This window comes from Pseudochryseolinea flava (assembly GCF_003286915.1).
GTDB classification, from domain to species: Bacteria; Bacteroidota; Bacteroidia; order Cytophagales; family Cyclobacteriaceae; genus Ohtaekwangia; species Ohtaekwangia flava.
On sequence record NZ_QMFY01000005.1, the window covers coordinates 266991 to 287909 of the forward strand.

14 protein-coding genes and 1 tRNA gene are annotated in these 20919 nt (G+C 43.0%); 11 read left to right on the forward strand and 4 right to left on the reverse strand.

Annotated features, from left to right (window positions below; all coding sequences use genetic code 11):
* Positions 1 to 174 precede the first annotated feature (174 nt).
* Positions 175 to 2211: a tetratricopeptide repeat-containing sensor histidine kinase gene (locus tag DQQ10_RS12255; RefSeq protein ID WP_112747158.1), complete on the reverse strand. Its 2037-nt coding sequence runs from the start codon at positions 2209 to 2211 to the stop codon at positions 175 to 177.
* A gap of 121 nt (positions 2212 to 2332) precedes the next feature.
* Between DQQ10_RS12255 and DQQ10_RS12260 the strand changes: the two genes are divergently transcribed.
* Both DQQ10_RS12260 and DQQ10_RS12265 read left to right on the forward strand, forming a co-directional pair.
* Positions 2333 to 3799: a hypothetical protein gene (locus DQQ10_RS12260; RefSeq protein WP_112747159.1), complete on the forward strand. Its 1467-nt coding sequence runs from the start codon at positions 2333 to 2335 to the stop codon at positions 3797 to 3799.
* Positions 3800 to 4300: 501 nt separating this feature from the next.
* Complete coding sequence (locus DQQ10_RS12265; RefSeq protein ID WP_165823910.1) at positions 4301 to 6070, forward strand: tail fiber domain-containing protein; 1770 nt, start codon at positions 4301 to 4303, stop codon at positions 6068 to 6070.
* A gap of 435 nt (positions 6071 to 6505) precedes the next feature.
* On the opposite strand, the gene DQQ10_RS28405 is transcribed toward DQQ10_RS12265, so the two are convergent.
* The 3 genes from DQQ10_RS28405 to DQQ10_RS12280 all read right to left on the reverse strand — a co-directional run bounded on the left by DQQ10_RS28405 (position 6506) and on the right by DQQ10_RS12280 (position 7375).
* Positions 6506 to 6790 carry a GIY-YIG nuclease family protein gene (locus DQQ10_RS28405; protein WP_112747161.1) on the reverse strand — a complete coding sequence of 95 codons (285 nt, stop codon included), beginning with the start codon at positions 6788 to 6790 and terminating at the stop codon, positions 6506 to 6508.
* A gap of 162 nt (positions 6791 to 6952) precedes the next feature.
* The gene (locus DQQ10_RS28410; protein ID WP_112747161.1) at positions 6953 to 7237 is read right to left on the reverse strand and encodes a GIY-YIG nuclease family protein; all 285 of its coding nucleotides are present in this window, start codon (positions 7235 to 7237) and stop codon (positions 6953 to 6955) included.
* A 56-nt stretch (positions 7238 to 7293) separates the two neighbouring features.
* Positions 7294 to 7375, reverse strand: a tRNA-Leu gene (locus tag DQQ10_RS12280).
* Positions 7376 to 7640: 265 nt separating this feature from the next.
* On the opposite strand from DQQ10_RS12280, the gene DQQ10_RS12285 reads away from it, so the two are divergent.
* The 9 genes from DQQ10_RS12285 to DQQ10_RS12325 all read left to right on the forward strand — a co-directional run bounded on the left by DQQ10_RS12285 (position 7641) and on the right by DQQ10_RS12325 (position 20914).
* Positions 7641 to 11540 (forward strand): PAS domain S-box protein, encoded by a 3900-nt coding sequence (locus DQQ10_RS12285; RefSeq protein ID WP_112747162.1) that lies wholly within the window; start codon positions 7641 to 7643, stop codon positions 11538 to 11540.
* A 16-nt stretch (positions 11541 to 11556) separates the two neighbouring features.
* Positions 11557 to 12966, forward strand: a complete 1410-nt coding sequence (locus tag DQQ10_RS12290) for a response regulator (RefSeq protein ID WP_112747163.1) — start codon at positions 11557 to 11559, stop codon at positions 12964 to 12966.
* A gap of 4 nt (positions 12967 to 12970) precedes the next feature.
* Positions 12971 to 13618 carry a response regulator gene (locus tag DQQ10_RS12295; protein WP_112747164.1) on the forward strand — a complete coding sequence of 216 codons (648 nt, stop codon included), beginning with the start codon at positions 12971 to 12973 and terminating at the stop codon, positions 13616 to 13618.
* 291 nt (positions 13619 to 13909) lie between these two features.
* On the forward strand, positions 13910 to 15052 hold the full coding sequence (locus DQQ10_RS12300) for a sensor histidine kinase (protein WP_165823911.1): 1143 nt from the start codon (positions 13910 to 13912) through the stop codon (positions 15050 to 15052).
* A 253-nt stretch (positions 15053 to 15305) separates the two neighbouring features.
* On the forward strand, positions 15306 to 16577 hold the full coding sequence (gene hemA, locus DQQ10_RS12305; RefSeq protein ID WP_112747166.1) for a glutamyl-tRNA reductase: 1272 nt from the start codon (positions 15306 to 15308) through the stop codon (positions 16575 to 16577).
* A 1-nt stretch (position 16578) separates the two neighbouring features.
* On the forward strand, positions 16579 to 19530 hold the full coding sequence (locus DQQ10_RS12310) for a PAS domain S-box protein (protein WP_112747167.1): 2952 nt from the start codon (positions 16579 to 16581) through the stop codon (positions 19528 to 19530).
* 18 nt (positions 19531 to 19548) lie between these two features.
* A complete protein-coding gene (locus DQQ10_RS12315; RefSeq protein WP_112747168.1) occupies positions 19549 to 20070 on the forward strand; it encodes a chemotaxis protein CheW in 522 nt (173 codons plus the stop codon).
* Positions 20067 to 20537, forward strand: coding sequence for a chemotaxis protein CheD (locus DQQ10_RS12320; protein ID WP_112747169.1), 471 nt, complete (start codon positions 20067 to 20069; stop codon positions 20535 to 20537). The genes DQQ10_RS12315 and DQQ10_RS12320 overlap by 4 nt, the downstream gene beginning before the upstream one ends.
* A 20-nt stretch (positions 20538 to 20557) precedes the next feature.
* Complete coding sequence (locus DQQ10_RS12325) at positions 20558 to 20914, forward strand: response regulator (RefSeq protein WP_112747170.1); 357 nt, start codon at positions 20558 to 20560, stop codon at positions 20912 to 20914.
* Positions 20915 to 20919 lie beyond the last annotated feature (5 nt).

Consider the following 20919-nt stretch of genomic DNA (forward strand, 5'->3'; position numbering starts at 1 on the left):
CCCAAGTTACGTCGAACTAACCGATCACATCCTATGACCTACACAAACATGCGGTTGGGGATTTATCCGGGACTTAAAAGCTGCATTTAGTATCTTTCCTTGTTTTTCTGATTCTCTTGCCACGAAGGTTTGAAGACTCAAAGTTTCGCTAAGAAGTACTTTCCTTTGAGACGACTAGGTATTAAACTCAATATGGATAGACGTACCGTTGGCGTCGGAAGATAAATCCAATACGCCATTCAGTGTTTCTATACGGTTCATAATGTTCGCCCAGCCAATACCTGGACTCTTGCTTAGCTGCTTCGTGTCGAAACCTTTTCCATCGTCTTCAACGGTAATTGCTACCTTTGCATCAGTCTTGGAAAGTTGAACGAGTACATTCTTTGCCCCGGAATGTTTTAGTGTATTGTTAATAAGTTCTTGTGCGATGCGATAGATAGTAAGCGCAACGGCTTCATCAAATTTCGTTTGCGTAACGCCTAACGATTGATATTTTATCTTTAATGCCTGAGATTGGCCGATGCCTTTGCAAAAATCTTGAAGTGCAATGTCGAGCCCAAAACGGACAAGCGATTCAGGCATCATACTGTGCGCGACACGTCGCATTTCTTTTATGGACTGATCGAGCTGATCAATACTGCGCTCAAACGCTTCTTGGTTTTTGGGTGTCATCACCAGATTTTCTTTCATGGTATTTAATGAGAATTTAATTCCACTTAACATACCTCCTAATCCATCGTGCAGGTCGCGGGCTAACCTTGTCCGCTCTTGCGTTTCTCCTTTCAGAATCGCTTCGGTAGCGGATAGTTTTTTCTCTTTTTCGAGTTGATTGATCTGTTGCTGTTGTAGCGTTTGCTTTTGTCTGTAATTTCTAAAGATGAGAAAGGCAATGGCAACCACGGCAATGACAACCGCTGCTAATGCGAAAGCAATATTTCGATGCTGGCGAATGGTGAGGATTTGTATGTCTTTCTCTGCCTGCAGCGCGCGAATAGTAGCAGCTTTTTGCTCGGATTCGTACCGCACTTCTAGTAATTCTATCTTCGATTTGCTATTCTCGCCGACAATCGAGTCGTTCAGCATTTCAAATTTCTTTCGAAATGTAAGTGCCTGCTCGAAATCTCCTTTCTTTTCTTCAAGCTCCGACGCTTTAAGATAGAGGTCTTTTAATTCAAACAAAGAACCCAGCAGGTTGGCAATACTCATGCCCTGCTGAATTGCCCTTCCGGATTCATTGAACATTTTTGTTTTTTGATACACATCTGAAAGCCCCATCCAGGCATAGAGTTCGTACTCCGGTGCTTCTTTTTCTTTTGAATATGAAATCACTTTTCTATAAAGCGGTTCAGCATTCGTGAAATCACTTTTGTGCAAGTACGCATCAGCTTGTCCTAATAGACCATCAAGAACTACGATGTAGTCGTCAGTGCGGATGCCGATAGCATGAATCACTTGATAATGATGGAGTGCACTGTCATATTGCTTGAGGTATAATTCAGCGGTAGCGATGTTAAACATCGACGATGATATGGCATAATCATTTTTTAACGCGCGCGCGATGTGTAGTGATTTTTCGGCGTATGATTTTCCTTTTTCATACTGCTGAAGATTGATGAATATGGATGCTAAGTTATTGTTGAGAATTCGCTGACTATACTGGTCACCAATTTTTTCCGAAAGTGCTAGGGCCTTGAGATAGTTTTCTGACGCTTGTGGGAAGTCGGACAGATAGTGCCACTCGCTACCAACGTTGGTATACGCAATGGCGAGATCGCGCTCGGAACCAAGTGTTTCAAAGATGGCAAGCGCTTGCTTCGTAAGTTCTAATGCTTCTTTAAATTTTCCTTTACTGTTTAAGATTGAGATCGCATGTCCGGCATATGTTGCTTCTCCCTTTCTGAAGCCCAAACGTTTTGCCAATGCATAGGCGGAATCATACAACATCATGGCACGTTCCGGCGATTGACGTTCAAAAGTTTTTCCAGCGATGTAGTATTGATTGACCTTCGTGGTATCATCAGGCATAGACATCAGCGCACGCGCAAGGCTGTCGGGCTTTTGTTGCTGACCTTCGAGCTTAAGCGCTGTTGCACAGAGTAAAATTGATACGATGCAAATGCGAATCGACATGTTCATGTAGGTTGATTGCAAATAAACTAAACTCACGTTGGGGATCTCATCCACTTTTTCGTGGATTTTAATTCTATCCATAACATATCCCTTTTTTCGTGGATTACCAGCAAAAACTTCATGAACTACTTTCGCTTAAGATTTATGAAGCGATGATCGCCCTTGACATGCGGCGTGATTGAGTTGTTAAAATAATTATCCTATGAAAAAAAGATCCCTATTTTTTTGTTTTGTGTTAGGTTGGGGTTTGCTGGTCACCCTGTCGTTGCATTCGTGTTCCGATGGGGGAGACCCTGCTCCCGAAGATCTAGATCCGATTGTTACAGATCGCGGAACGCCACAAGGTGATGCAACAAGCAAAGTTATTGGAACATCTGGTGGTTCTCTCACTTCGGCTGATGGCCATCTTACGCTTACTGTTCCGGAAGGAGCGCTTACAACCAATACCACAGTCGCAATACAGCCACTGTCAAATCATGCACCACTCGGACTTGGTGCCGCTTACAGACTTTCTCCCGAAGGCACTACGTTTGCAAAACCTGTAGAGTTGAAATTTCATTATGATGCAAGTGTGCTCGGTGCGGCCAGTGACGAATTTCTTTGGATCACGACGCAGAATACAGATGGTACCTGGAACGCGATGTTGAAGAGCGAAACAAACTTAGATGATAAGTATGTAACCGTTACCACTACGCACTTCAGTGATTGGGCATTGGGAAGGTTTATTGATTTTGTTTTGACCCCGTCGGCGCCTAGGGTGAGCGTTAATAAGAGTGTCGAACTTCGTCTCACCGGTTTCAGGCGAGACAATGACGACCCGAATGCCATGGATGAACTTGCTCCGTTGGTGCCGATAAAGGATGATGGTCTTGACGTGCTTGCACCGCTTACGCCTATTCCACGTGACATAGAGAAACGGATGATCCAGTTTCGCGCAACCAAGTGGGCATTGAATGGCGCGGCAGCTCCGGTGTCGAATAGTAATGGAAAGCTGAGCGGTTCAGGTAACATGGCAACGTATACTGCACCTGCAAAAGCACCCAACCCAAAAACTGTTGCGGTTTCCGTTGATCTTGAAACGTCAAACAAAGAAGGAAGCAAAGGTCACTACATGGTGGTGTCGAATATAACAGTGCTTGAGAATGAATACTTCCTTGAATTGACAGTCGACGGACAAACGTACACATACTATCAATATGGTTTTAATGGTAGCACTGTTCCAGATCCAACGAATTTCGAAATTGTGAATTGCGGACCAATAGATGATAACAAAGGTATTGGTGTTTCTGCGGGTTATGTTCGCGGTGATCAGTACATCAATATTTTTCTGGCGGAACTTCATCAGACGGGCATTGGGGCGCAAAGGGTGAAATGTATTTACGATGAGGGTGACGACGATGTGTCCTTCACGAATATTCCTGGTACGGTGGCGTATGAGAGTGATTATGTTAAACGTGAGAAAGTGAAGGACGTTTGTGAATCGGAAAGCGTGTGTGCTGAAATGACTTACAATGTTGAAGAGTTTACTGGTAAGCCTTTGTCGGATGTTGTAGTTTCTTTTTCAGGTACGATCTACGAAGATACACCGGATCACGCGGACGGATGTAAAACGTCAACATCACACCAGGTGTCAGGGTTCTTCAGGCTGGTGTATGCAACCATGGATTGATCCACAATGTAATTTTTATAAAGTGGAGTTTATGTGAAGAAGTCCCCGGAAGAAATTCCGGGGCTTTTTGTTTACATTCTCAGCGGTAAGAAATGAAACGTTTCTGCAAAACTCAGCTCCTCTTCATCTCTGCGGTAAAAATGAAATGTTTCGTGTCCTCAATCTGAGGATAGTAGTAGTGAACAAATTCTTTTCACCGCGGAGGCGCAAAGACGCTGAGGAGCGCTGAGTAAGGTTTGTAACTTGCAGCTTAAGACTTGCCGCTTTTTTAACAAGGGTATTATCACCTAATACTCTATAGCTGCAAAATCACCTCAGTTAATAGGCTTTTCCCTGATTATTTGACGCGACATTTCGAAATCAACGTGTAAAGAACGTTTCCTCATTCTCATCGCTTCACCTCACGTTGTTGAGAGGTATTTCATTCTCTAATTTTTCAGCATGTTAAGCAAAGTTAAGGCAATGCTGACGATTTCTTTTCACTCACTTACCACTCTCATTATGAAAAAAATCTATTCAATTTTTTTATTTATTCTTTTGTGCAGTGCAATAGTCAATGCACAGGTTACGTCCCCTGATGGTACGTTTAGTTCGGGTGCAGCTACTACGAATGTATCGTTACGAACCGGAACAACGACGCGCATGACAGTTTTAAACACGAACGGTTTTGCAGGCATCAATACAACAGCGCCTACCGTTCAGTTGGATATCAATGGCGCCTTGCGTATCAGATCGCTTCCCACCAATATTACATTGACACAAATACTCGTGGCTGATGGTAGTGGCAATATTCGCCGGCGTGGAATATTCCCGTATGTGATTAGTGCAAACTCACTTGGTGTCGGAACGAATTCACTTCCTGTGAACACCGGAAATTGGAATGTCGCATTCGGAACATCAACGCTCGCATCGAATACAACAGGCCAGTCAAACACGGCATTTGGATATGAAGCATTATTGAGTAACGTTTCCGCAGCATACAATACGGCTGTTGGATTTCAATCTTTGTTTTTGAATGATGGTTTTTCCAATACAGCGATTGGATATCGTGCCGGATTTCAGAATACTGGGAATCAACTTACAGCAGTTGGATACAAGGCATTGTACAGCGCAAATAATTTCTTTGGTATGAACACCGCTGTTGGGCATGAGTCAATGTATTCGACAACTGAGGGTATTTACAATACAGCGGTAGGGCAATCTTCTTTGTACAGCAACACGACTGGGTTGAGTAATGTTGCGATTGGCAGTGAATCGATGCAGTACAATACTACAGGCAATCACAATACGGCGTGTGGATACATGTCGTTGAATAGTTCTATTAGTGGAGGCGAAAATGTTGCTGTTGGCGAGGGAGCACAAATTTTCAGTACAACCGCGTCGGGTAATTCATGTGTCGGCACCTGGACATTGTATGAGAATAGAACTGGAAATGATAACACAGCCGCAGGGTATCAGGCTGGAACAACGGGATCCTTCAGCAATACAACGGCGCTTGGTGCGTTCACAAGAACAACAGCGAATAACCAAGTGCGTATCGGTAATACCAGCGTTACCAGTATTGGTGGCCAAGTGCCGTGGTCTACATTATCGGATGGACGATTCAAACGCGACGTGAAAGAAGATGTGCCGGGTATTTCGTTTATCAACAAACTTCGTCCCGTTACCTATGTTGTCGACGATGAAGCGCAAGAAAAATTTCTGCGCATTGAAAGAAAGCCTGGGCATGAAAAAATTGCGTCACCAAGTCAGCGCCATACGGGATTTGTCGCACAGGAAGTTGAGAAGATAGTAAAGGAATCGGCGTATGCATTCTATGGTGTTGATGCGCCAGAGAATGAACAGAGTCACTACGCGTTACGATACTCAGAGTTTGTTGTGCCTTTGGTGAAAGCTGTTCAGGAACTTTCGGCGCAAGTTGATAAACAGGCAAATGAAATAATGAGTTTGAGAGAAGCGCTTGCTGGGAAATTATCACGCGTTCAATTGGATCATACTGCGGTAACAGGTCAGAATACAATGCAACAAAATTCGCCGAACCCGTTTAGTCAATATACGCGTATTGCGCTGTCTGTTTCTGATGCTGTACGCAACGCCGATGTGATAATTTATAATCTTGAAGGCAAGCAGATCAAACGTATTACTATATCTATGCGCGGAGAAACGAATGTTGAGCTAAATGGAAATGACCTTGAAGCAGGAATCTATTTGTATGCCCTGATCGCCGATGGACAAGTTATCGATAATAAACGCATGATTTTGACGCGGTAAGAAAGTAACTCGACCCAAATGCAGTTGTCCGGAATTTCCGGACAGTGGCCGCGGCTCAAATCTAAGAACGTTCAAACGAACTGAGGCCTAAATGATATTTCCTCAAGGCGATGAGTTAACTATCCAGCAATACCGGCCGATCATTCACCTGCCCAATAGGAAGGGCTTACACCTAAGGCTGTCCGGTATTTGTCCGATACAAACAAATACCAAAATAAAAAAGCCCTCAGTTTCCTGAGGGCCTTTCATAACTTTCTGCTTTAAGCTTTCTGCTTTAAGCTTTCTGCTTTAAGCTTTCTGCTTTAAGCTTTCTGCTTTAAGCTTTTTAGTACCAAAGGTGGGTCCTGATAGCTATCGGGACGAACCCACACACCTTACGGTACACGATTTTGAGTCGTGCGCGTCTGCCACCCCGATAGCTATCGGGGCCGCCACTTATTTGTATCGTTGTTTGAGCTTATCTACCATTTCAGGGTACTTCACTAAGTTTTGTATATAAACTATGCTCTTCATTTTCTTAATATGACTTTCAATTGATCTGGCTTGCGAATACGACAAATTTTCAAAGAGGGCGACTAATTGCCAGTCGTCAGAATTAGCAGTGAAACTATTAGGATACACCTTTTCAATGTGCTCATGAAAACGCAATTCAAAATCCTGACAGCTTCCAACGTAGAATTTGTTCAATTCTTTAGAATAAAGAATGTAAACTGCAGCCAACGGTTTGTATTATGGTTAACAAAAAAGGATGGCAAGCCATCCTTTTAATTCTTAAGTACCAAAGGTGGGTCCCGATAGCTATCGGGACGAACCCACACACCTTACGGTACACGATTTTGAGTCGTGCGCGTCTGCCACCCCGATAGCTATCGGGGCCGCCACTTATTTGTATCGTTGTTTGAGCTTATCTACCATTTCAGGGTACTTCACTAAGTTTTGTATATAAACTATGCTCTTCATTTTCTTAATATGACTTTCAATTGATCTGGCTTGCGAATACGACAAATTTTCAAAGAGGGCGACTAATTGCCAGTCGTCAGAATTAGCAGTGAAACTATTAGGATACACCTTTTCAATGTGCTCATGAAAACGCAATTCAAAATCCTGACAGCTTCCAACGTAGAACTTGTTCAATTCTTTAGAATAAAGAATGTAAACTGCAGCCAACGGTTTGTATTATGGTTAACAAAAAAGGATGGCAAGCCATCCTTTTAATTCTTAAGTACCAAAGGTGGGAATCGAACCCACACACCTTACGGTACACGATTTTGAGTCGTGCGCGTCTACCAATTCCGCCACTTTGGCTTGTGACTACCATCCATAACTTCTCGAGGATGGCCAATTTTTTTGCGGTTTCGCTCAAATCGGGACGCAAATATAATCGAATTCGTTGAATCAACATGGCCTGGATAACGATTTATTCACTTCTTTCTGTCCTTCATTTAGCCTAAAAACTGACGAATTCGCTTTTTTCACATTTCGCGCTTCGGAGTACCTCTGTATAAATACGTACGTAGTTCCACAGTATCTACCCACAGGTAGTGTGATTACCTTTAACGTTTTCCGGTGTATGCCATTGAAAATTAAGCCGACAGACCTATTTGACAATCACCCACTTCCATCGTGGATCTACAATCCGAAATCGCTTGCTATTGAAGGTGTAAATAAGGCAGCGCTTAAAATATTCGGGTTTACCCAAAAACAGTTTCTTTCAAAAACACTAGGCGAGCTTTTGTCCACAACAGGTAAGCTCAAGAGGGGAACGAACGTTGCCGCTACTTTGATGGCGAAAGGAAAAAAACAAATTAGCGCGAAGCTTTCCGTAAGTGAACTCGTAGTCGGTACGAAAAAGTGCTGGTTGATGGTTGCTACGTTGATCGAAGACAGCAATGTTGATAGACAAGAACTATTACGCTCACAACAGCAGCTCAGTGAGGCCATGCGCTTTAGTAAAATCGGTACAGCCGAATTGACGGTTGAGAACTACATGGTGGACCTCTCTGCTGAATTTTTAGAACTTGTCGAGGAAGATGAGTTGGCGCCTAACAAACTTGTTTTTGCTGATTTTGTTAATAAGTATCTGATTCCAGAAGATCGCAGTCTCATTTACGAGAAGCTTCAAGAAGGACTTGTATCTGATGAGGCGCTGAAACGTGTGCAAGCAGAGTTTAGAATTCAAACCGCGAAAGGAAGTCGTAAAGTCTTCGTTGCACAGGGAACATTCCGAAAGAATGGAAAGGTGCTTGGCGTATTTCAAGATGTAACAAAACGAAAACAAACAGAAGAAGATGCGTTATTGAAAACGCGTCAGTTGCAACGGATTCTCTACAGTATTTCAGATGGCATATTCGCTTTCGATCGAAATCTTAATTTCATCATGGCAAACAATGTTTTCCTTTCTTACACAAACCGTAAGGAAGAAGATCTGATTGGTAAACATCTCGAAGCAGTATTTCCAGGATTTAATAAATATCCCTTATATGGGCAGTTTGAAAAGGCACTTCAGACAGGCGAGTCGTTTTCAGTTGAGCATACAAGCTACACGAATGCCGAGCTTATCTTTCAGGTGAGTGGATACCCTAGTGCTGAAGGTTTGTTCGTATACTATAAAGATGTCACTGATCAAAAGCTGTCGCAACGTGCGCAGCGTGAGAGTGATTTTCTTTATCAAAACCTGTTTGAGAATAATCCGCTGTCGATGTGGATTTTTGATGTGGAGTCGTATGAATTTCTCGATGTAAACCAAACAGCGATGAAGTTGTATGGATTTTCGAAAGAAGAGTTCATGAAGATGACGATTTTCGACATTCGCCCCGCAGAAGAATTCGAGCGTACGAAGCGAATTGTTGCAGCAAACGCGAACCAGTATTCCATTGTACAGGCGATTCACCGGAAAAAAAATGGAGACATCATTATTGTTGATGTACATTCTCGCGCCATTGAATATAAAGGTAAACGTGCGCGTATTGTGGTTGCTAATGATATCACAGAAAAGCGCAAGGCTGAAGACGAAAATAAGAAACTCGCACTCATCGCCAGTAGAACTAACAACGCGGTAACATTGACTGATCGCGACGGGAAAATTACTTGGGTGAATGCAGGATTTGAACGCGTCACCGGCTACACGATGGAGGAGGTGCTAGGGAAAAAGCCTGGTGAATTTTTACAAGGCGCAGAAACCAATCCACAGACCGTGGCTTACATGCGCGCCTCGTTGAAAAACGAAAAAGGATTTCGGACGGAGATTTTGAATTATACAAAAGCGGGTAAGAAGTACTGGCTCGATATGGAAGTGATGCCGATGCATGACGCCGATAATGTTGTTAACGGATTCATGGCAATTCAGTCTGACATCACAACGATCAAGCTAGCCATGCAAGAGATGTTCAAGAGCCAGTCGCAGTTGCAAACGATTCTTGATCACGCGCCGATGATGGTGTACATGAAAGATACACGTGGTCGCTATTTGTTTAATAATCTTAGTTTCTTAAAAACATTGCCGAGCAGGTTGAAAGATAATGTTCGTGCACACGAATTGTTTCCGCGTGAAGTTGCTGATATTCAATCGCAGAAGGATCAAGAAATTTTTGAAACCGGGAAGTCGGTTGAGTTTTCATATCAAATTGGCGATCGCGAATTTCATGAAGTAAAGTTTCCTATTCGGGACGCCGATGGAAATGTATATGCGGTAGGTGGTATGTCGCTGGACGTAACGGAGAATAGTAAAATCATTCTTCAGCTTCGCGAAAGTGAACAGCGCTTTAAGGATATGGCAGATCAAGCACCTGTGTGGATTTGGATGACAGATGAATCGAAACGCGATACCTATTACAATGCGAGTGCGCTTCAATATTTTGGGCTTAGTTTGGACGAAGCGTTAAATAAAGGATGGTCGGAGTTCGTACATCCGGACGATGCAGAACGAACGACACGCGATTTCGATGTCGCGTTCGATAATCAACAATCTTTTTCGGTTGAATATAGATTGCGCAGACACGACGGCGCATATCGGTGGTTTGTAGATAATGGAAGTGCAAGGCATTTGCAGACAGGCGCATTTGCTGGTTTTATTGGCACATGCATGGACATTCATGAACGAAAGCTTGCCGAACAATTGCTTACGGTATCGGAAAATCGTTATCGATCGATTGTTGAAGATCAGTTGGATTTAATTTGTCGAATTGAGCGAGGTGGAGTGCTTACGTTTGTCAATCATGCTTATTCGAAGTTCTTTGGATTGCCAGAAGAAGAAATGATTGGGCGAGATTTTTCTTTTCTGGTACCGCCAGCGGATCGAAAACCGTTACTCGATCTGTGTGAAGGAATTTTTGCAGGTAGTGTTTCGCCAGACCCCGTGGAGCATCGCATCATGGCGGGTGATAAAACATGGCATTGGTTAGAGTGGCACATTTTGATTTTAAGAGATGATGCTGGGAAGATCTACGAGTTGCAAGCCATCGGTCATGATATTACCGTGCGGAAAAGATTGCAATCAGAACAAGCGCGTCTTGATCTTATTGTAAGGGAAAGTTATAACGAGATTTATCTTTTTGATCGTGATACGCTGATATTCCAATTCGTGAATGCATCGGCGCTGAGAAATCTAGGTTACTCGATCGAGGAGTTAAATAAGATGAAGTTCACGGATCTGTTTAACTATCCGGATGAAATGGCGATTCGGGCGTTAGTCGCGCCATTGATTAAACGAGAAACCGCTAGACTTCAGCTTCAAATAAAACATCATCGAAAAAATGGAACGGCATACGATGTCGATATCGTGATTCAATATCAAGAGAAGGAAGGTTCATTGGTAGCCATTGCGTCGGATATTACGGAGAAGCTTCGTACGGAAAAGAAACTACTCGCGACCATTATGGAGAAAGAGGCGTTGATCAAAGAGATTCATCATCGGGTGAAGAACAATCTTCAGCTTATTTCTTCCATTATTTATATTAAAATGAAGTCATTGGAAGAACCTGAGGTGCGGCATTTCTTGGAAAGTACGCGGCAGAAGATAAGGTCAATAGCGTTGATTCACGAGCGCTTACTTCAGTCGGAGACGCTTGATAAAGTAGAAATCTCCGACTATTTAGGCCGATTAGTTTATGATTTACAGGTGACGAATTCGACGCCTGATCTTGTGCTGAAATTCAAGACGGATATTCAGAATAATGTAATTGATCTTGACTCAGCGATTTACTGTGGACTTATCGTGAATGAGCTTATTACAAATGCCATCAAGCATGCTTTCAAAGGGAAGAATGAAGGAAGTATTACGGTAAGTTTCAGAAAAGATGGCGATAAGTTTTTGCTGGTTGTTGCTGATGATGGTGTTACGATGCCGGAGGATGTAACACCGGGTGCGTCTGCTTCTTTCGGAATGCATTTGTTGCAGATATTTGTACGACAATTAGGTGGGACGCTGGAGATAATTCGAGAAAAAGGTACTATATTCCAAATGCGGTTTTGACTTTAATTTATACTGCATGTTGTCCAAAGCTGGGATTTTAATTGTTGAAGACTCATTCATTGTAGCGTATCACTTGCAGACAACGCTTGAAAGTGAAGGATACCGCGTGCTTGGAACGGAAGATTCCGGCGAAGGAGCGCTTGCCTTCTTAGAGAAGAACAAGCCCGATCTTATTCTGATGGACATCATGCTGAACGGTGCAACAGACGGCATTGAAACAGCACGCTTGGTAAAACAACGTTATAATCTTCCCATCATTTACATTACGGCGCTGTCGGATAAAGACACAATTCAGCGCGCAAAGATTACAGAACCACACGGATACCTCACGAAGCCTTTTGAAGATCGCGAAATTTTTACCGTGATCGAAATGGCGCTGTATAAGCATGACATTGAGTCCAGGCTCCGGCAAAGTGAAGAACAATATTTTTCTACGATCCGCTCCATAAGCGATGCAGTCGTAGTACTTGATAGACATTTTTGTATCAACTACCTGAATCCGAGTGCTGAGTACCTCACAGGATGGACGCTTCCGAAAGCGCAAGGAAAACCAATCTTGGAAGTGATGCGGATTCGCTTTGTTGATGAAGAAGAAAATTTTATCAATCCATTGCAGTGTAGTTTGGATGGTAGCCGCGTGAGTTCTTTGCCGAAGAACTTATTACTCATTTCAAGCAATGGTCATGAAACGTCGGTGGGTGAGGGAAGTATTAGTCCCGTGATTGACAACAAAGAAAATTGCACAGGGCTTGTGATGATTTTTAAAGACCTTACAGAGAAAACTGAACGCGAGCGGTTGCTGAAGGAGTTTGAAACAAAACGGATGGCGGCGTTATTCGAAGGGCAAGAAAAAGAACGTATAAGAATCGCGAAAGATCTTCACGATGGCTTGGGGCAAATGTTAAACGCCATCAAGATGAGTGTGAACTTGAACGGTGAAAAGGACAGGCGTACAGAAGAGCTCTCGAAATTAATCGATGAAGCAATACAGGAATCGGTTCGCATTTCTGAAAATTTGTTGCCGTCGAAACTTCGGGATTTTGATTTAGCGACCTGTTTACGTTCATTGTGTACGCAGATGCGGAACTCCGTAAATCTGCAGATATCGTTCGAATCACTTGGCGCGCCGCAGGAAATTGATCAAACACAGAAAATTAATTTTTATCGGATCGCACAAGAAGCACTTAACAATGCGGTGAAGCATGCACGTGCGAGGAGCATTATGGTACAACTCAATGAGGAGTCGGATGTGATCCAATTGAGTGTTGAAGATGATGGACAGGGGCTAGGTACGGCACAACAAGTACGAAGAAACGGACTTGTCAATATGCGTGAGCGCGCTGAGATAATGGGGGGCACACTCATTATTGAATCAGATGAAAACAGAGGAACATTAATTATAGTAGAAGCACCAGTTCAAAATTGACGTTATGGCAAAACATAAAATACTAATCGCCGATGATCACGCAATGGTTCGCGATGGCGTTAAGAACTTAGTAAAACAGAATAAAGATTATACGGTAGTTGGGGAAGCATCAACGGGTAAAGAAGCCCTTGATCAATATGAGTCACTCAAACCCGACCTACTCATTCTCGATATTTCGATGCCCGATATGAATGGGATGGACGTTAGCAAAGAGATTTTGTCGCACGATCCGACGGCTAACATATTAATATTGTCGATGTACGATGATGACGACTACATTAGCCGATGCTTGGAATTCGGGGTAAAGGGGTACGTCGTGAAAAATGAAAGTAGCAGTGAACTTGACTATGCGATAAAATCTATTCTGCAAGGAAAGAATTATTTCAGTCGCCAGGCTCAGGATGTAATCTTTCGAAAATACTCTCAAAACGTAAGCAAGAAAAAACAACGAGAGGATCTTATCAAACTTACCAATCGTGAAATAGAAATCATTAAACTCATCGCCGATGGACTCACAAGTCAGGAAATGGCGGATAAACTTTTCATTAGTCCACGCACTGTAGAAACTCACCGCGCAAATTTGATGAAGAAGGTTGGTGTGAAGAATGCCATAGAGTTGGTTAAGAAAGCACAGCAGCTTGATCTCATTTAAGTTAAAAGTTGAAAGTTAAAAGTTGAAAGTTAAAAGTTGAAAGTTGAAGGTATAAGATTTTCGCGGTCGGCTGATAGCTGTTTATTTAAAGTGATGATTGTTTTGTGAGTTTGCATTTATAAATCATACCGGTGTTTTGATCGGTGTGCGTTTCTACGTAATTCTACGCGACTTTTTTCCGTACTAGTACTGTTTAAAATCCTCAATTGTGTGTATTGAAAACGCAGTTGAATAGGAGGAGCTTTGTTACAAGAATTCAGTGAGATGAGAAACGTGTTATTGTTTAATGATATGAATTCCGTAGCAGCTCTTGATCCGAAAATTGCGCTTCACGCACTCAGCCAGACTGCTTCGGCAATCGTTTTTCTCGACGAAGAGAAACGCGTGGTGTTTCATAATGAAGCCGCAGCAAAAATCTTAGGATTTCAGGGTGTCAGTACGGTTGGTGCTACTGTCGATTCTATTTTTCCAACATCATCACTCGTGGAGTTCAATAATTATTTAGATAAATATCGTGGACCTTTAACCGACCTGTCCCCAACAGAGTTTTCTCGTGATTTTGAAGTAACGCGTCATGACGGTTCTACGTTCTGGGCAAATGCAACTTTTTCCAGAATCGTTTATGATAGCCATGTATACTTCACCATATTGGTTCGCGATGTCACCAAGCGACAAAAAATCGAATCAGACTTAGCCTCTAAAAACGAACAGATCAACAAGCTGACAGCGCAAATTGAAAAATTCCTTTATAGTACATCGCATGATCTTCGTTCTCCGCTCACGTCAATTTTAGGGCTTGTGAATCTGATGCGCATGGAGTCGCTTGATGATTCTTTCGAAGAGTATACGGCGAAGATCGAAGCTAGTGCAATGAAGCTCGATGGTATTATCAAAAACATCATGAGCTTTTCTAAGGCAACCTATCAGCGTCGTAAGAGTCAAAAAATTGATCTTGAGCTGTTGGCACATCGTGTATTAAATGCGCATCACAGCGATGCTAATTATAAGAAAATCTTTTTTGAGGTAGTCGCCAATAGCCAATATCCGTTCTATTCTGATCCTGAACGAATGGAGATTATTCTGAATAATATCATTTCAAACGCCATACATTTTTACGATCCGAATAAAGTAAGGTCGTTCGTTAGAATCAATATAAACGTTAGCGCAGTGGATGTGCTGATCGAAATTATCGACAACGGATTAGGAATCGGTCATCAGCATCACAATCAAATTTTTTCGATGTTTTATAAGGCGACATTAAACTCTAGTGGCGCGGGACTAGGGCTTTACATTGTGAAAGAAAGTCTTGAGCAGCTGAAGGGCAGTGTTAAAATGGAGTCGGAGTTAGGTTTTGGTAGCGTTTTCCGCGTGCGTGTGCCCAATGATCACAAAGGCCAGCTCATCAGCCGGAAGCTCAAGTTGCAGCACAACTAAGCGTGCGTATGGAAATGTTGCACGCTGCTTTTCGGTAGCAGCAATTGACAGTGAGGTTGAATTTAGTCCATGGGCTTAAAGTGCTAAAAGCGAGTAAATTATCAATCGCATATTTTCTTGTATTTCTAGGGAAATCTTACGCTACGTGTTTTTACGGATTACCCTAATGGTTAAGCCTTAAATCAAAATACAAAAATCCGCTGATTGAGGTCCCTTCGATAGGAGACTACCTTTACTAAAAAATAAAACCTCTATGGCTAAGCAGATTTTCGCCGCTGAAGTAAGTCACGAAAGCGCCCCCCTCCGAATCCGTGAAAAACTCGCCGGCAATGACGAGTCCGTTAAAAGAGTGATTTCTAAACTTCGCTCGAAAGTAGACGAAGTGTTTGTGTTGTCAACCTGTAATCGTTTTGTAGTCTACGCGGTGTCTGAAAACATCAATCCAATTGTTAATTTTTTCCTTGAGGATGCAGAGGTTTTCCGTTATGTGCAATTTTACAAGAACACTCAGGCGTCTGTTAATCACTTGTTTGCTACAGCGAGCGGTCTTTGTTCGCAAGTGACAGGTGAGCATCAAATCCTAACGCAGATTAAACACAGTCATCAATTATCGATGGAATGTGGTGGTGTTGGGCTATGGCTTGATAACGTGTTACGGGAATCAATTCGCATCGGCAAAAAAGTAAGGACGCAAACTGGTATAGATAAATTTTGCTCTTCGGTAGTGGATGCTGGTTTCTCTTTGCTATACGATAAGTTCGAAAATATTTACGAGCGTAATTTCTTGGTGATCGGCACCGGAAAGATTGCTCGCCTTGCCCTTGGATACTTGCAGCATGAAGGCATTCAAAATGTAGTGATTGCAAGTCATGATATTGAACGTTCTCGCGACCTCGCACTTCAATACAACGTGCAAGCAATTTCCATTGATAAGATCTCAACATACTTCCACGAGGCCGATGTGATTATCGGTGGAACGCACCACGAAGTTTCTCTTTGTCCAAAGTCAACCGGCACATGTACACGGTTCGAAACGAAATTGACGCCGGAGAAGAAACGTGTCATTCTTGATTTTGGTATGCCCCGTAACTTCGATGATAAACTTCGATTCCATCCTGGTATTTCGCTTTACAACTTAGATGATCTTAAGGCATTGTCGGCTTCTCCGCTTGATGTATTTGGTGGTGTTGAAGAAGCATGGCGAATGGTTTCTGCGGAGACAAAAGAATTTTTAAATGTCATCCATCAATTGGAGATGGCGCCGATCCTCGCAGCGTATTGGACGCGTCTGGTGAATTTGAAGGATCAACAATTAGGATGGCTGCTGCCGAAGTTGGAGTCGGCATCTGATCGCGATGTACAATTGATCAAGCGCTATGCGCACAAATTAATACGCAGCATTTCTCGTGAGCCATTGAAAAATCTCAGAGCGCTTGCTGGCGATACACAAGCTACTGCAACAGTGGAAGTAGTAAAAAATCTTTACGATTTCCAGCATGTGAAACTGAACCTCTCCAATAATTAATATGGAAACAAAAACCCTCACATCATTATTTGAAAGGATCGGTGGCAAGGAGGCTTTGAACGCGGCGGTTGATATTTTCTATAAGAAGGTATTAGAAGACCCGCGGATCAATAGCTTTTTTCAGGCTACTGATATGAAACGTCAACGAACGAAACTTAAATCGTTTTTGGCGATGGCGTTAGGTGCACCTGTCAAATATACAGGGAAAGATCTTGAGTCTGCCCATGCTCCGCTTGTAGCAAAGGGACTGAATGAAGATCACTTCATTATTGTAGCCCAGCACCTTGAAGCAACATTGAATGAACTTAACGTACCCCTCCCGTTGTCGGCCGAAGTTATGGCCATTGCAGCAGGGACTAAAAACCATGTATTAGGAATAAAAAATCCCCAGGCCATGACAAAAAATTATTACCAAGAAAAAGGAAACGGTTCTAATGCCGGATCATCAGGTCACTCGGTAGAAGATTTGCTCAAACGTATTACCGAACTGGAGCAACAACAACGTAAAAACGAACAAGCACTGGAACAAGCGTTGGATGCTGTAATCACCATTAACTCTGATCGTATCGTAACTTTTTTTAATATGGCCGCTGAAGAGTTGTTTGGCTTTACGCGTGAAGAGGTGCTTGGACAAAATGTGAAGATGATTGTGCCTATGGAACACCGCGGCAGACACGATAATTATGTCGATTCTAATATCCGCACAGGTGTAAACAAAGTAGTAGGCGCGGCGCGCGAGCTTGAGATGGTTCGTAAAGATGGATCGAAGTTCTGGGGAAACCTTTCGCTTAGCAAATGTGAAGTTGACGGCGATACACAGTACACCGCGTTCATCAAAGATATTTCTGAAGATCGCGCGAATAAGCAACGCATGTATCAAACACTTGAACAAGCTGTTGACTCTGTGGTGACGATCAATGCTGATAAAAAAATCCTATTCTTCAACAAAGCTGCTGAAAAGATGTTCGGCTTTACACGTGAAGAAGTGATGGGCCAAAATGTGAAAATGATTGTTCCATTCGAACACCGTGGCGGACATGACGGATACGTGGATGCTAACATGAAGACGAGCGTTAACAAGGTAGTCGGTCAAGGACGTGACCTTGAGATGACACGCCGAGATGGATCAAAGTTTTGGGGAAATTTGTCGCTTAGCAAAGTTGAGATAAACAATGAAATTCAGTATACGGCCTTCATCAAAGATATTTCCGAAGAAAGATTTCAACGCGAACGGATCAATCAAACACTGGAACAAGCTGTAGACTCAGTTGTTACTATTGATGACAACAAGCTGATTACGTTCTTTAATAAAGCTGCTGAGCGCATGTTCGGATTCTCAAGAGAAGAAGTGCTCGGTAAGAACATCAAGATGATCGTTCCTTTGGAGCACCGCGCGAACCACGATAATTATGTTGAATCGAACATGAAAACTGGTGTTAATAAGGTGGTTGGAAAAGGACGTGATCTTGAGATGACAACCAAAGACGGACAGAGGTTTTGGGGTAATCTTTCATTGAGTCGTGTGCTTGTCGATGGAAAGTTGCAGTATACGGCATTTATAAAAGATATTACCATTACGAAGCACAATGAGATGGGCTTCCAGGAAGTAATCAAGGCGATTGGAGAAATTGCGAATGGTAGTTTCGATTTCAATATTAAACTCGATGGACTCAATGTCGATGAGTCGGTGAAGTTGGTAACGCAGGACTTGATTAACCTGCGCGATAATTTGAAGAGCATCTTAGGTGAGGTGAACGAGGTGGTGAGACAAGCAGGTAGTGAAGGTAAACTTGATGCACGTCTTCGTTTGACAAACACAAAAGGCGCTTGGAAAGAGTTAGTCGATTCAATCAACGAGTTGTTGCAGTCTATTGCAGAGCCGGTAATGGAGTTCAATAAGATTGTGACGGAAATGGCCAACGGCGATTTAACACAGCGCTTCCAGATGGCAGCTAGCGGCGACATTAAGAACATGGCGAGCTCGCTCAATAAAGCCGTTGATAACCTAAACGAACTTCTCTACAATATTGGTAAGAATGCCGATATCGTGGCCAGCTCTTCAATGAACATGCTTCAGAAAACAGAGGGCATGAAGCGCAATACGAACGAGGTTGCATCGGCTATTTCTCAGATGGCCAAAGGTGCGCAAGATCAAGCAGGTCGCACAGACGAATCGTCGAAGTTGGTAGAAAAAGTGATGGCGTCCTCGAATGACATGGAGAAGAAAGCAAACTTGATCAATAAGGCTGCCGAGAAAGGACAGAAGAGTAGTGAGAATGGATTGAAGATTATGAAAACGCTCGTGACGAACATGAGCGGTATCAAAGAGTCAGCCGGACAAACTTCGAAGTCAATTGATATCCTTACGGGACGTGCGGAAGAAATTGGACGCACATTGAATGTGATTACGGACATCGCGAGCCAAACAAACTTGCTTGCACTCAACGCAGCGATCGAAGCAGCACGTGCAGGCGACGCGGGTCGTGGATTCGCGGTCGTGGCAGAAGAAATTAGAAAGCTTGCTGAAGATTCACGTAAGTCGGCGGTTGAGATTGAAAAGATTATCAGCGACGTTCAAAAAGATACACAAGCTGCAACGAAAGCTATCGAAACGATGCAGACGAGTGTGAAAGATGGTAACGCCGCCACAAATGAGGCGCAGGATATCTTCCAAGAAATTGCACAATCGTCAGACGAAACGTTCAGCTTTTCGAAAGAGATTCAAGAAGCTACGAGTGGCCAACGGGTATCGATTGATCTGGTGGTCAAGAATATTGAGCAGATCGTTGTCGTAGCAGAGGAGACGGCTGCCGGAACACAACAAGCAGCGAGTGCATCGCAGCAGTTGAATAATTCGATGTCGGAGATCACCGATGGCAGCAACAAACTTTCCGGTGTCGCGACTGAACTTCAAACTGGTGTGAACAAGTTCAAACTTAGAAAAGCAAGCTAATTGTAAACGAGGATTTTTATGAGTGCTATAAAAGAGGCTATTAATACAACGACGGCAACAAATACAAGAACAGGTACATTCCAAATCATTGTGTTCAAGCAAGGTGATGAGGAGTATGCGTTGCACATCGATCAGATTAAGGAAGTAGTGATTACACCGGCCATTACACGGATGCCACAAACACCGTCGTATATAAAAGGTGTAGCCAACATCAGAGGTAACATCATTGCGATCCTTGACTTGGAAGAGAAATTTAATCTCAAGCGTTCACAGGGATCGAACACAGAAAATAACTACACACTTGTTGTTGAGAGCGACGATTTGAAGATGGGTATACTGGTTCGTGAAGTGCCAAACACACTGAATATCGGTGCGTCGGATTTCGACGAGAGCGTGGGAATTATTAACGATGTGAATAGTGATGGCAACTACATAAAAGGAATTGTAAAATATGATAAGCGACTCATCATCGTGATTGACATTTTCAAAGTGATCGATCAGGAGATGCTGGGTTCACTTAAAAAAACTGGCGTAGCATGAGAACACATGTGTTGAATATCGGGGAGGTAAAGACAGATGCTACGCCTTCAATCTTTACATGTTTTGGTTTGGGTTCATGTATTGGGTTGTTTGTACAGGATCGCGCTACTGGTATTTCCGGTGGCGCACACATCCTGCTGCCTGAGGACGTGAAAGCCAATGCAAAAGATGGAAAATGTTATAATGTAAAGGATGCGCTAGAACGTTTGTTCATGCATTTCATTCGCGGCGGTAGTACGTTGGATACGTTGCGTGCGAAATTTGTAGGTGGTGCCAACATCATTACAGCATCAGGAAATGTAGGCGAGAAGAATATCCGTTCTGTGATCGATCACTTGGTGGCACATCGCATTTTTATCGCGGCGCTAGATGTGGGTGGGTCGTCCAGTCGCACAGCGCACTTTCATTCCTGCACCAGCGAACTCCGAGTGCGTACCGCAGAAAACAACCAATACAAAATTTTTTAATACCCGAAAACCCAAGTAACATGGCAAAAAGTGTTTTAATCGTCGATGATTCATTGTACATGCGTACACTGATCAAAGATGCCCTCGAAAGTGGAGGGTTTAGTATCGTAGGACAAGCCGCTAATGGCGAAGAAGCAATTGACATGGCGTTCGAATTGCAACCTGACTTTATCACCCTCGACAACATTCTTCCCGACATGATCGGTACCGATATCCTCAAAGTATATCAGGAAGAAGGTTTGAAGTCAAAGGTTGTAATGGTGAGTGCTGTCGGACAAGAGTCGGTTGTTAACGAAGGTCTTCGTCTTGGCGCGAAAGCATACATCGTCAAACCATTTACTACTGATCAACTTATAGATGCGATAGTAAAAGCCTGATACCT